This is a genomic window from Actinosynnema sp. NPDC037264 (assembly GCF_055603705.1).
The window spans coordinates 1-11,678 of record NZ_JBVJVK010000072.1; the positions used below are offsets into that span (position 1 = coordinate 1).

General features: G+C 72.9%; 14 protein-coding genes. 7 read left to right on the forward strand and 7 right to left on the reverse strand.

The annotated features are described in order from the left end of the window. Positions 1 to 98: 98 nt before the first annotated feature. From ACZ7GX_RS40110 to ACZ7GX_RS40135, 6 genes are read right to left on the reverse strand one after another with little or no spacing between them, the layout of a single operon-like run. Positions 99 to 1,250 carry a cytochrome P450 family protein gene (locus tag ACZ7GX_RS40110; RefSeq protein WP_498785135.1) on the reverse strand — a complete coding sequence of 384 codons (1,152 nt, stop codon included), beginning with the start codon at positions 1,248 to 1,250 and terminating at the stop codon, positions 99 to 101. Continuing rightward, positions 1,187 to 2,563 carry a cytochrome P450 gene (locus ACZ7GX_RS40115; protein ID WP_498785051.1) on the reverse strand — a complete coding sequence of 459 codons (1,377 nt, stop codon included), beginning with the start codon at positions 2,561 to 2,563 and terminating at the stop codon, positions 1,187 to 1,189. Before ACZ7GX_RS40115 ends, ACZ7GX_RS40110 begins: the two co-directional genes overlap by 64 nt. Continuing rightward, the gene (locus tag ACZ7GX_RS40120; protein ID WP_498785053.1) at positions 2,560 to 3,156 is read right to left on the reverse strand and encodes a GTP-binding protein; all 597 of its coding nucleotides are present in this window, start codon (positions 3,154 to 3,156) and stop codon (positions 2,560 to 2,562) included. Before ACZ7GX_RS40120 ends, ACZ7GX_RS40115 begins: the two co-directional genes overlap by 4 nt. Continuing rightward, entirely contained in the window at positions 3,134 to 3,487 is a 354-nt protein-coding gene (locus tag ACZ7GX_RS40125; protein WP_498785055.1) for a DUF742 domain-containing protein, read from the reverse strand. The genes ACZ7GX_RS40120 and ACZ7GX_RS40125 overlap by 23 nt, the downstream gene beginning before the upstream one ends. Next, positions 3,484 to 3,885, reverse strand: a complete 402-nt coding sequence (locus ACZ7GX_RS40130) for a roadblock/LC7 domain-containing protein (RefSeq protein ID WP_498785057.1) — start codon at positions 3,883 to 3,885, stop codon at positions 3,484 to 3,486. Before ACZ7GX_RS40130 ends, ACZ7GX_RS40125 begins: the two co-directional genes overlap by 4 nt. Beyond that, the gene (locus tag ACZ7GX_RS40135) at positions 3,882 to 5,141 is read right to left on the reverse strand and encodes an ATP-binding protein (RefSeq protein WP_498785059.1); all 1,260 of its coding nucleotides are present in this window, start codon (positions 5,139 to 5,141) and stop codon (positions 3,882 to 3,884) included. Before ACZ7GX_RS40135 ends, ACZ7GX_RS40130 begins: the two co-directional genes overlap by 4 nt. Before the next feature lie 210 nt (positions 5,142 to 5,351). Between ACZ7GX_RS40135 and ACZ7GX_RS40140 the strand changes: the two genes are divergently transcribed. Continuing rightward, positions 5,352 to 5,810: an AAA family ATPase gene (locus tag ACZ7GX_RS40140; protein WP_498785061.1), complete on the forward strand. Its 459-nt coding sequence runs from the start codon at positions 5,352 to 5,354 to the stop codon at positions 5,808 to 5,810. A 2-nt stretch (positions 5,811 to 5,812) separates the two neighbouring features. Then, positions 5,813 to 6,682 carry a tRNA(His) guanylyltransferase Thg1 family protein gene (locus ACZ7GX_RS40145; protein WP_498785063.1) on the forward strand — a complete coding sequence of 290 codons (870 nt, stop codon included), beginning with the start codon at positions 5,813 to 5,815 and terminating at the stop codon, positions 6,680 to 6,682. Here ACZ7GX_RS40145 and ACZ7GX_RS40150 read toward each other — a convergent pair. Beyond that, a complete protein-coding gene (locus ACZ7GX_RS40150; RefSeq protein WP_498785065.1) occupies positions 6,664 to 7,638 on the reverse strand; it encodes a helix-turn-helix transcriptional regulator in 975 nt (324 codons plus the stop codon). The genes ACZ7GX_RS40145 and ACZ7GX_RS40150 overlap by 19 nt on opposite strands. Before the next feature lie 61 nt (positions 7,639 to 7,699). Between ACZ7GX_RS40150 and ACZ7GX_RS40155 the strand changes: the two genes are divergently transcribed. The 5 genes from ACZ7GX_RS40155 to ACZ7GX_RS40175 all read left to right on the forward strand — a co-directional run bounded on the left by ACZ7GX_RS40155 (position 7,700) and on the right by ACZ7GX_RS40175 (position 11,454). Then, positions 7,700 to 8,053, forward strand: coding sequence for a YybH family protein (locus ACZ7GX_RS40155; RefSeq protein WP_498785067.1), 354 nt, complete (start codon positions 7,700 to 7,702; stop codon positions 8,051 to 8,053). A gap of 77 nt (positions 8,054 to 8,130) precedes the next feature. Next, positions 8,131 to 8,565, forward strand: a complete 435-nt coding sequence (locus ACZ7GX_RS40160; RefSeq protein WP_498785069.1) for a VOC family protein — start codon at positions 8,131 to 8,133, stop codon at positions 8,563 to 8,565. A gap of 184 nt (positions 8,566 to 8,749) precedes the next feature. Continuing rightward, entirely contained in the window at positions 8,750 to 10,075 is a 1,326-nt protein-coding gene (locus tag ACZ7GX_RS40165) for a DUF8832 domain-containing protein (protein ID WP_498785071.1), read from the forward strand. Further along, on the forward strand, positions 10,072 to 10,437 hold the full coding sequence (locus tag ACZ7GX_RS40170; RefSeq protein WP_498785073.1) for a hypothetical protein: 366 nt from the start codon (positions 10,072 to 10,074) through the stop codon (positions 10,435 to 10,437). Before ACZ7GX_RS40165 ends, ACZ7GX_RS40170 begins: the two co-directional genes overlap by 4 nt. A 27-nt stretch (positions 10,438 to 10,464) precedes the next feature. Beyond that, positions 10,465 to 11,454: a hypothetical protein gene (locus ACZ7GX_RS40175; protein ID WP_498785075.1), complete on the forward strand. Its 990-nt coding sequence runs from the start codon at positions 10,465 to 10,467 to the stop codon at positions 11,452 to 11,454. The last annotated feature ends 224 nt before the right edge of the window (positions 11,455 to 11,678 follow it).

Genomic DNA, 11,678 nt, shown 5'->3' on the forward strand with positions numbered 1-11,678 from the left:
CCCCCCCCCCCCCCCCCCCCCCCCCCCCCCCCCCCCCCCCCCCCCCCCCCCCCCCCCCCCCCCCCCCCCCCCCCCCCCCCCCCCCCCCCCCCGCCGCGCTACTTCAGCCGCACGGGCAAGGAGCGGTGACCGTTGGAGATGAACGACTGGCCCGGCTCCAGCTCGTGCGGCGCCACCGCCAGCTCCATCCCCGGGAACCGGGCGAACAGGGCCGGCAGGGCGATCTCCGCCTCCATCCGCGCCAGGGGTGAGCCCAGGCAGTAGTGGACGCCGTGGCCGAACGCCAGGTGGGTCTTGTCGGCCCTGGTGACGTCGAACCGGTCGGCGGTCTCGCCGTGCACCGATCTGTCCCGGCCCGCCGCCGCGTAGGCCGCCAGGATCGCCTCGCCCTGGCGGATGACGACACCGTCACCGAGCTCGATGTCCTCCACGGCGTACCGCAGGGGCAGGTTCGCGATCGGCGCCTGCCAGCGCAGGGTCTCCTCGATCACGTCCGCCCAGCCGCTCGTGCCCGCGCGGACCGCGGCCAGCTGCTCCGGGTGGGTCAGCAGGGCGGTGATCGCCTGGTCGAGCAGGTTCACGGTGGTCTCGTAGCCCGCCGAGATCACCAGGATCAGGGTGTCGACGAGCTCGGCTTCCTCCAGCTTCGAGCCGTCGTCCTCGCGCACCGCGATCAGGCCGCTGGCCAGGTCGTCACCGGGGTTCTCCCGCTTCGCCGCGACCAGCTCGTGCATGATCCCGTACAGCTGCACGGCGTTCGCCTGCGCCGCCGCGGCGGTGATCGTGGTGTCGAAGACGCCGTCGACCACCGTCCGCAGCTCCGACCGCGCCTCGGCGGGCACGCCGAACAGCTGGCAGATGACCTCGATCGGGATCGGGTAGGCGTACCGCTCCCGCAGGTCGACCGGCTGCTCCGCCGCGTCGAGCTCGTCCAGCAGCCGGTCGGTGATCCGCTCGATCCACGGCCGCATCGCCGCCACGCGCCGCGCCGTGAACGCCTTGGACACCAGCGAGCGCAGGCGACGGTGCTCGCCCCCGTACGCGGTGAACATGTTCTGCACCGAGACCCACAGGTGCAGCGGCCAGTCCTCGGAGATCTCACCGGTGCCGAACGCGGGCCAGTGCTGCCGGGCGTCCTTCGAGACGCGGGGGTCGCCGAGCAGGTCGCGCAGGGTCTGCTGGCTGGTCACCGACCACGCAGGAACCTGGCCAGGGAGCTCCACCAGGGTCGCCGGCCCTCGCGCGGCGATGGCTGCGGACTCGGCGTGGAGGTCACGGCCGGTGGGGTCGAGGACGATGGGTTCGGCTGCACGTTCCAACGGGGCTCTCCAGGTGACTCGTCGGGCTGGACGGGCACGGCTACCGGGGTGAAACGCACGGGGAGCGCGCTGAGCGCGCGGTGGAACGGGCCCGGCCGCCAGACCAGCTCGTCGACGGGGACCGCCAGGCGCATGTCGGGCAGGGCGTCGAGGATCTTCTCCATCGCCACCGACGCGATCAGCCGGGCCGGTTGCTGCGCCGGGCAGGCGTGCACGCCCGCGCTCCAGGCGAGGTGCGCCCGGTTGCCCGAGCGCTGCTGGCCGACCAGCGCGGGGTCGTTGTTGGCCGCCGCGAAGCTGATCACCACCGGCTCGGCGGCGGGCAGCCGGACACCGGCGAAGTCGGTGTCCTCGAGCGGGTAGCTCGCCGAGTAGTTCGCCATCGGCGGGTCGGTCCACAGCACCTCGTCGAGCGCCTCCTCGACCGGCAGGCTGCCGCCGGAGAGGTCGCCCGCGAACCGGTCGTCGGCCAGCAGCAGCCGGATGCCGTTGGCGATCAGGTTCTGCTCGGGCTCGGTGCCCGCGCCCATGAGCAGGACGAGCTGGTGGATCAGCTCCTCGTCGGTCAGCCGGGCCGGGTGGGCCATCATCCACGAGGGCATGTCGTGGCCGGGCCGCTGCCGCTTGAGCGCGACCAGCTCCACCATGCACTGCGTCAGCTCGGCGTTGGCCTGCTCCGGGTCGACCATGTCGAAGATGGAGCTCATGGCCTTGAGCAGCCGGTCACCGAGCTCCGGCGGGCAGCCGTAGAGGTGGTTGAACATCATCAGCGGCAGCAGCTTCGCGTACTCGCCGCGCAGGTCGGCCTCGCCCTTGCCGGCGAACCTCGCGATCAGCAGGTCCGCGGTCTGCTCGACCTGGCCGCGCAGCGCGTTCGGGTCGACCCGGCTCAGGCTGTCGGTGACCGCGGCGCGCAGCCGCGCGTGCTGGGCGCCGTCGGTGAACAGGGCGTTCGGGCGGTACATCATCATCGGCAGCACGGGGGAGTCCGGCGGCATCTTCGCCTGCCAGCGGCGGGGGTCGCGCGGGAACGCGCTGGGGTTGCGCAGGACGTCCAGGGCCGCGGCGTAACCGACGACGAGGTGGGCGGGCACACCGGGCGCCAGCTCGACGGGCGCGACCGGCCCGTGCTCGCGCAGGGCCCGGTAGGTGGCGGCCGGGTCGGCGGCGAAGTCGGGGCCGTGCAGGGGCGTCCGGCCGTGGTGTGCGGGACATGCCTGCCCGGGGGCGGCTTGCGAGGTCACGCGTTCTCCTGGTTGCGGGTTAACAGGTACTCGACGAGGGAGACGAGCGCCTGCGTGGACGAGGTGGCGTCGCGGGCGTCGCAGAACATCAGCGGTGTCCCGGGCAGCAGGTCCAAGGCGTCCCGGAGCTCCTCGCCGGGGAACGCGGGCGCGCCGTCGAAGGCGTTGACGGCCACCGCGTACGGGATGCCGAGCTCCTCCAGCAGGCTCATCACCTCGAACGACTGCTCCAGGCGGCGGGTGTCGGTGAGCACGAGCGCACCGAGCGCGCCGTGGGCGATGTCCTTCCAGATCCGGGTGAACCGCTGCTGGCCCGGCGCGCCGAACAGGTAGAGCACCAGCTCGTCGGTGAGCGTCAGCCGGCCGAAGTCCAGCGCGACCGTGGTGGTGTTCTTCTCGTCCACCCCGGCGAGGTCGTCGACCAGGGCGCCGGCCTGCGTCATCGTCTCCTCGGTGCGCAGCGGGCGGATCTCCGAGAGGGTGCCCACGAAGGTGGTCTTCCCGACCGCGAACGGGCCGACGACCAGCAGTTTCACCGCCGTGCGCACGGTGTCGCGCAGGTAGACGCCGTCAGAGGCGAGCGCGGAGGCCATCGAGCACCTCCTTCAGCAGCTCCATGTTCGGGCGGGCGGCGTGCGAGACCGCGGCGTGCGTCGCGATGTGCCCGCTGTCGACCAGGTCGGACAGCAGCACCTTGGTCACGCTCATCGGCAGCGAGAGGTGAGCGGCGATCTCGGCCACCGACAGCGCGCCGCCGCGGCAGAGCTCCATCAGCCGCTTCTTCTCCGGCGACAGCCCGGAGACCTGCTCGCGGGTGGCGATCACGACCGTGACCGCGTCGAAGGTGTTGCGGCTGGCGTGCGCCCGTCCGCCGGTCACGACGTACGGCCGCACCAGCCCCCGCAGGCGCTTCTCGCCGCTCACGCCGGGCTGCCCGCGTCCTGCCGCGGCGGGCTGGTGAGTTCCTTGCCCAGCCGCTGCACGAGCTCCTGGATCCGGAACGAGACCGCCTCCATGTCCACCCGCTCGGTCGCCGACACGGCCAGGTACGCGCCCGGACCGGCGGCGGCCAGGAAGACGTAGCCGCCGACGAACTCGCTGACCGTCTGCTGCCACTGCTCGCTGGTCTGCCCGCAGAACTCGGCGGTGGCGCGGGCCAGCGCCTGCAGCGCCGACATCGCGGCGGCGTGCCGCTCCGCGTCGTCCCGGTCGATGCCGGCGGAGTGCGCCATCAGCAGCCCGTCGGCCGAGAGCAGGACGGCGTGCCGCGTCTCCGGCATCTTCAGGGCGTCGTCGAGCATCCAACCCAATGCGTTGTTCATCCCTGGGTGTTCCCTTCAGCGACAGGCGGCGGCGTGGTGGCCCGGCCCGAGTCGGTGCCGCGTTTCCAGGCGGCCAGCCCGGTCGCGATCCGCTGCTCGGCCGGCGCCGGGACGGCCGGCGTCGATGACGGCGCGCCCTGCTCGGCGGTCTGCGTCCGCCGACGTCGGGGCAGGCCACCGGGGGTGCGCTCGGGCTCGGCGCGGTCGACGGGCGGGACGGGTCGCCGCTCGGGCGGCAGCGCCACGGCGTTGTCGGGCATGGTCGGCTTGCTGACGCGGGTGAGCAGCTCGGTCGGCAGGAACACGACCGCGCGCACACCGCCGTACGGGGAGCGCGTGTCCACCGAGACGCGGAAGCCGTAGCGCTTGGCCAGCACGCCGACGACCGCGAAGCCGACCTGCGGCGGGTCGCCGAGCCGGTTGACGTCGTTGCCGCCGTCGCCGGCCAGCAGCCGGGCCGCGCGCTGCAGCTCCTCGACGGTCATGCCGACGCCGCCGTCGTCGATCATCACGGCCATGCCGTTGTGCGCCTGCTGGAAGTTGACCTCGACGCTGGTGTTGGGCGGCGAGTGCCGGGCGGCGTTGTCGAGCAGCTCGGCCACGGCCAGCACGACCGGCTCGACCGCGCGGCTGACCACCGCGACGTCGGACTCGGCGGGCACGTTGATCCGGAGGTAGTCGCGGATCCGGGAGGTGGCGCCGCGCGCCACGTCGGTCAACGAGGACGCCGACCGCTGCTGCCCGGGCCAGGAGCCGCAGAGCACGGCGGTGGCCTGCGCCCGGCGGTTGAGCTGGGAGTTCATGTGGTCGATCCGCATCAGGCCGGCCAGCACGTCCGGGTCGTCGTGCCGGTCCTGCATCGCGGAGATCGCGACCTGCTGCTCGTTGGACAGGCTCTGCACCGCGCGCATCATGGACTTGAGCGTGGCGCGGGCCGACTGCTCGCCACGGGCGCTCGCCTGCCGGACCGAGTCGGTGAACAGGGCGAACACCGGCTCGTGCGCCTCGGCCACCCGCGGGTGCCTCGGGCCGGGCACCTCGACGGGCCGGTGGTTCAGCGACTCCGCCAGGGCGGGCAGCCGGGCGTCGACCAGGTGTCGCTCCTCCTCGGCCCGGATCCGCTCCCGGGCCTCCGCCTCCTCGGCCCGCAGGCGTAACGCCCGGGTCGTCCGCTGTTGGCGTACCAGCAGGAACACGACGATCAGCACGATGGCGAGCAGGAACCAGAACGCCACCGCGAGTGTTTGTTGGTCCATCAATTCCTCTGGTGCGGGCGAGCTGCCGGATACCAGTGCGTCAGCAGGGTCTGGAATCTTTATCACGGGACTTCATCGGACGCCAAGTGGTTGCCGCGGTATCCCTCCGATGGGAGCAACTGGTGCGGAATACCGATAGCATATGTCCACTGTGGACAGTTAATGAGGTCGGCTATCGGGCGCGGCGCGCGGGCCGCCTACCATTGCCCGGTGACCGAGGTCGCGATCTTGATCGGACTTCAGGCGGCGGGGAAGACGACTTTCTACCGCACCGTCCTGGCGGGCACGCACGCGCACGTCAGCAAGGACGCGTTCCCTAATGCGCGGCGACGCCAGGCGAGGCAGTTGCGGCTGATCGGCGAGGCGCTCGACGCCGGGCTCGACGTCGCGGTCGACAACACCAATCCGTCGGCCGAGGAATGGGCGCCGCTCATCGCGGCCGGTCGGGCGCGCGGCGCGCGGATCGTCGGATACTGGTTCCCGCCGGATCTCACCGCGTCGATGGCCCGCAACGCCGCCAGGGACGACAAAACCAGGGTGCCCGACGTGGGGCTTTATGCGACCGTAAAGCGCCTGCGGCGGCCGCGGCGCGCCGACGGGTTCGACGAGTTGTCGATCGTGCGGTTCGACGGCCGCGGCGGGTTCGACGTCCAACCCCTGGAGGAGTGACGATGCGGTGGGCCGACCTCGAATCCGGGCAGCGCGCCAGGGAGTGGTTCCACGGGTTGACGGCGCCGGCCGGGATGTGGGTGGTCGTGCGGGTGGACGGGCGCGGGTTCTCCCGGTTCACCGAGGAGCGGTTCGACAAGCCGTTCGACGCGCGCTTCTCCCGGCTCATGGTGGAGACCGCGCAGGCGCTGCTGACCGAGTTCGGCGCGCGCTACGCCTACACCGAGAGCGACGAGATCTCGATCGTGCTCGACCCGCGCCACGACATGTTCGGGCGCGGTGTGGAGAAGGTCGTGTCGATCTCCGCCGGGGTGGCCTCGGCCGCGTTCACCCACGCCGCCGGCGAGCCCGCGCACTTCGACAGCCGGATCTGGCTCGGCGCGGGCGTGGGTGACGTGGTCGACTACGTGTCCTGGCGGCAGGCCGACGCCACCCGCTGCGCGCTCAACGGCTGGTGCTACTGGACCCTGCGCAAGGCCGGCGCGTCCCGCCGGGAGGCCACCCGGCGCCTGGAAGGGACGACCACCTCGGCGAAGAACGAGCTGCTGTACCAGCACGGGATCAACTTCGACGACCTGCCCGCCTGGCAACGCCGCGGCATCGGCCTGTGGTGGGAGGACCACACCCGCTCCGGCCGCGATCCGGTGCGCGGGGTCGAGGTCACCACCACCCGCCGCCGCGTCCACATCGAACACGAGCTGCCGATGAAGGACGCCTACCGCGCCCTCGTCACCCGGCTGATCGCCGGATCGCCCGAGGCCGCCCCTCAGGACGGCGCTCGCGAGGCCGTCGCCTCTCAGGACAGTGCTCGCGAGGTCGCCCCGCAGGAGGGCGCTCGCCAGGACGACGTCCCTCAGGACGGCGCTCCGTAGCGGGTCGCGATCGCGACGGCGCGGTCGTGCAGGGTAATGCGCAGCCACTGCGGCGCCAGGGCTTCCGCGTTCGTGGCGAGCCGCCACAGCGCCCACTCGGCGTGCCAGGCGTCCTGGAAGGTCACCTCCATCCGCAGCCGGCCGTCCGCGTCGACGTCCTCGGCGAGGACGGCCAGCGCGGTGCCCACCAGCTCCTCCCGCCGCGCCGGGTTCAGCAGCACCAGCACGGTCACCTGGTCGCCGCCCGCCCGGAACCGCGTGCCGCGCTCCTGCCAGGCCCGGTCGAGGTCGACCCGGTCCGGTCGCTGCGCGGGTTCGGCGAGCTCCTCGGCGGCCTCGATCCGGGACAGCCGGTAGGTGCGGTCCTCGCCGGACCTCGTGGCCAGCAGGTAACCCTGCTCGCGGACCGTGACCAGGCCGATCGGGTCGACCGTCCGCCACTTCGCCTCCTGGTCCACGGCCGCGTAGCGGATGCGCAGCTTGTGCCCGGCGAACACCGCGCGCCGGACCTCGGCGACCACCGCGTCCGGCACCTCCTCGGCGACCACCCGGCGTGACAGCAGGTCGGTCCCCGGGTCGATGAGCAGTCGCTCGGCCGCGCCGGCCGCGGTGGCCCGGTAGCTCTCGGGCAGCGCGTCGACGACCTTGCGCATGGCCGAGGCGAGCGCGGCGCCGAGGCCGAACGCCTGCGCGCCGCGCCGAGACCCGGCGACCAGCAGCGCGAGCGCCTCGTCGTGGTTGAGCCCGGTGAGCTCGGTCTGGAAACCGGGCAGCAGCGTGAAACCGCCGTGCCGGCCGCGTTCGGCGTAGACCGGGACGCCGGCCGCCGACAGCGCCTCGATGTCCCGCAGCACGGTCCGGGTGGACACCTCCAGCTCACGGGCCAGCGCCGTCGCGGACAGCCGACCGTGCCGGCGCAGCAGCAGCACCAGCGAGACCAACCGGTCGGCGCGCATGGGAGAACTTTACCGGAATACATGACACAGGTTGTCGTGTATTGGTTGGAGGCTTAGCCGCATGACAAGCAAGAACGCGGCCGCCGAGCCGAACGACCTGGGCAAGTACTTCATCGAGCGGGGCAACGCGGGCGACGTCGACGGACTGGTGGCGCTGTACGAGCCGGACGCCGTGCTGGCGTTCCCGCCGGGGAACCTCGCGACCGGGCACGCGGAGATCCGCAAGGTGTACGAGCAGTTCGTCGCCGCCGCGCCCGTGCTCACGCCGGGGCGGCAGCACGAGGCGCTGGTCAGCGGTGACCTTGCGCTCACGATGTCCACGCTGACCAGCGGTGAGATGACCGTCGAGGTCGCCCGTCGCCAGCCGGACGGGTCCTGGTTGTGGGTCCTGGACCAGCCGATGGTGATGCCGTAGCGGGGAGCGGCGGTGGGCCGGCGCGGCCGAGCCCACCGCCGTGCGACGGCCTCCGGACCCGCAACTATGGTGGGCCCATGGTGTCGGTCAAGCAGTTCCAGGTCACCTTCGACTGCGCGGAGCCCGAGCGCGTGGCCCGCTTCTGGTGCGAGGTGCTGGGGTACGTCGTGCCGCCGGCGCCCGAGGGTTTCGCCACCTGGGCCGATTACGACCGCTCGCTGCCTCCCGAGAGCCAGGGCGCGGCGTTCGCCTGCGTCGACCCCACGGGTGTCGGCCCGCGGCTGTTCTTCCAGCGCGTTCCCGAGGGCAAGGTCGTGAAGAACCGGGTGCACCTCTGCGTGCGGGCCGGTACCGGGCTCGTCGGTGCGGAGCGCCTCGCCACGCTCGAGGCCGAGTGCGCCCGGCTGACCGGACTCGGCGCGGCGCACGTGCGGACGATGCTCGCCGACGGTGTCGAGGAGTCGTGCATCGTGATGCAGGACATCGAGGGCAACGAGTTCTGCCTCGACTGAGCGCCGCGAACGCGGCGGGAGCGGACGGCCCGCGTCGAACGGGGTGGCCACGTCCGGGGACCGCTCGACAACGACTCGCTGACGTGACCACGCACCCGTGGCGCCGGGAGTAGTTCTCCGGCACTAGCGGAGTCGCTACCCGCGCCTTATGTGCCGCCGTTGCCCGGTTCCTAACGTCGATGTCGTGTTCATCCGTTGGTTCCTGGGCATCTCGGTCGCACTGCTGGTCACCGCCACGCCCGCGGCGGCGCACGTGGTCGGCGCCGACTCCGACGTCCGGTTGGCGCAGACGATCGGTGGGGTCGAGCTCACGGTCGTGATCAGGCGGACGCCGCGGGTGCCGGGTCCGCTGCACGTCGACCTAGTCGCGCACCACCCGGTCCGCGACCTCGCGATCGACATCGCGGTGGGGGACAGCGCGGGCGAGGTCCTGCTGCGACCCGATCGCGCCGGCACTTACCCGGTCGTGCTGGACGTCCGGGAGACCGGGGCGCACGAACTCCGGTTGACCGCGGCCGCCGAGTCGTCGGCCCTGCCGTTCCTCGTCCGGGTGCCGAAGCCCGCCACCTGGGAACTGGTGGTGTACGGCGGTTTCGGGGCCACCGGGTTGTCGCTGACCGCGGCACTGGTCGCGGGCGCCGGGTCCCGGCGGACGGCGGCGCTCGCGCTCGGCGGGGTCGGCGTGGTGGCGGCGGTCGTCGCGGCGACGGTCGGGGTCATGTCGCCGGGACTCGGCGCGGAGCAGCGGGACGCGGGACGTCCCAACGCGCAGGCGTTCCTGTCCACCACGCCGGCCCGACCGGCCGTGGGCGAGGAGTTCACCCTGCGGTTCGACCTGGTCGACGGTTCGACCGGACTGCCGGTGGACGACCTCGCGGCGCACCACGACGCCCTCGCGCACCTGGTCGTCACCAGCAGGGACGGCGGCTTCTTCCGCCACCTCCACCCGCTGCGGACGGCTCCGGGACGGGTCGAGGTCCGGTTGGCCGCCGACCGGCCCGGCGGGTACCTCGCGCACACCGAGTTCGAGCGCACGGACGCGGGTGGCCAGTTGGTCTCCGGCACGTTCGAGGTCGGCGCGGACGGGACCGGCGCGGGCGGGATCGGCGCGGACGAGGTCGGCACGGTCGGGGTGGGCACGGTCGGGGCCGGAGCGGAGGAGATCGGCGCGGTCGCTGCGGACGAGCCGCCCGGACCGGCCACGTGGACGTTCCCGCCCGGCCGTCCCGCCACCATCGAGGTCGACACCGGCAGCACCGGCCTGCAGTCGTGGCTGGGCATGGCGGGACACCTGATCGTCCGCGACGAGGCGGGCGGCTTCCTGGGCCACGTGCACGAGCAGGGCTCCACGTCGACCTCCTCGGACGGCACGGTGGCCGGGCACGGCCCGGTGCTCCGCTTCACGGTGAGCTTCCCCCGACCGGGCCGGTACTTCGCGTGGCTCCAGTACGCCGAGGACTTCCGGGTCGTGACGGTCCCGTACGTGGTCGAGGTCGGTGACACGCGATGAGGCGGCCGGTCCTCCTCGTGGCCGCCGCGGTCGTGGCCGTCGTCGCGGTCGCCGCGTTGGCGTTCACGTCCTCGCCCGACGCGGCCCCGGTCCGGCTCGGCCACGACGACGTGACCGTGCTGCTGGACCGGGCGGGCACCGGAACCGTTGCGGCGCAAGTGGAAGTCCCCGCGGACGTGGCCGCGGTGTCGCTCTACGCGACGATGCCCCGGATGGGGCACATGACCCCGGAAGTCGTCGCGGAACGAGAACGGCCTGGCCTCTTCCGGGCCACCGGCGAGCTCTTCGCCATGACCGGCCCGTGGGTGCTGACCGTGCGGGCCGACGACGAGATCGTGACCTTCGACATCACCGTGGGATGAGGAGTCGTGGTGCTACCGAAGCGACAAGTGATCGGCTCTTGGCTGTTGCTGACCGGGTTCTGCTCGTTGTGGCTCGGGGTGGGGTGGGACGGGCAGTGGCACGTCGACGTCGGCCCGGACACCTTCTTCACCGCGCCGCACCTGATGTTCTACTTCGGCTCCGCGCTGATCGGCCTGACCAGCCTCGCGGTGGTGCTGCCGAGCCGCGGGGCGACGGCGGGACCGGGCGTGCCGGTGCTGGGCTTCCGCGCGCCGGCGGCGTTCCTGGTCGCCGGGCTCGGCGCGGCGGGGCACCTGCTGTACGGGGCGACCGACCTGTGGTGGCACACCGTCTACGGGTTCGACCTGCTGGACAGCACGCCGTCGCACCTGAGCCTGCAACTGGCGATGCAGGTGCAGGCGGTCGCGGTGGTCATGGCCTTCGCCGCGTTGCGCGACACGAGGTCCGGTCGGTGGGGCCTGGCGGCGGCCGGCGCGTTCGGCGTCGCGGCCGGCTCGATCATGCTCGACGGCGACGCGTTCGGCGTCAGCCTGACCGTGCTCGGCGGCAGCGCGGTGGCCGCGTGGACCTTGTGCGCCGTCGCGGGGATCACCCGCAGCGGGTGGTGGGTGGCGGCGCTCGGGCTGCTGTTCGTGGCCGTGCACGCGGCGACGTTCTTCTTCCCGCCGTTCGCCACCCGGTGGTACTCCGAGAGCATCGGTCAGCCGCTGCGGGACAACGCGCTGGGCGTGCCGCTGCTCGCCCTGGCGATGCCGCTGGTGTTCCCGCTCATGGCGGTGGTCGGCGCGGCCGCGGTGGCGTTCGCCCGCCGTCGCGGCATCTCGCCGAACGTCGCGATGGCGGTGCTGGGCGCGGTGATCGGGCTGACCGTGGTGATCTCCCAGCTCCTCCTCGACGAGGTCGGCACGAACCCGCTGCTCGCGGCGCTGCTCGTCACGGCGCTCGGTGCGGTCGCCGGCAGGTTCGGCTGGCAGTCGGCCGCGCTGATGCGCCGGCTCGCTCCGAGGGAGGCGTGATGAGGTTCCGATCCCTGTTCGGTGCGGCGGCCGCCGCGGTGGTGCTGGTGGCCGCGCCCGGTGCGACCGCGGGGGCGTCGACGCTCACCCTCGTGCACAGCGAGCAGGTCTCGCTGGGCGCCGGCACGCTGACCGCCTCGTTCACGGACTGGCCGGTGCGCGCCGGGCGGTCGCTAGACTTCACGTTCGAGCCCGCCGGGGGATCGAGGGGCGCTCCGGCACCC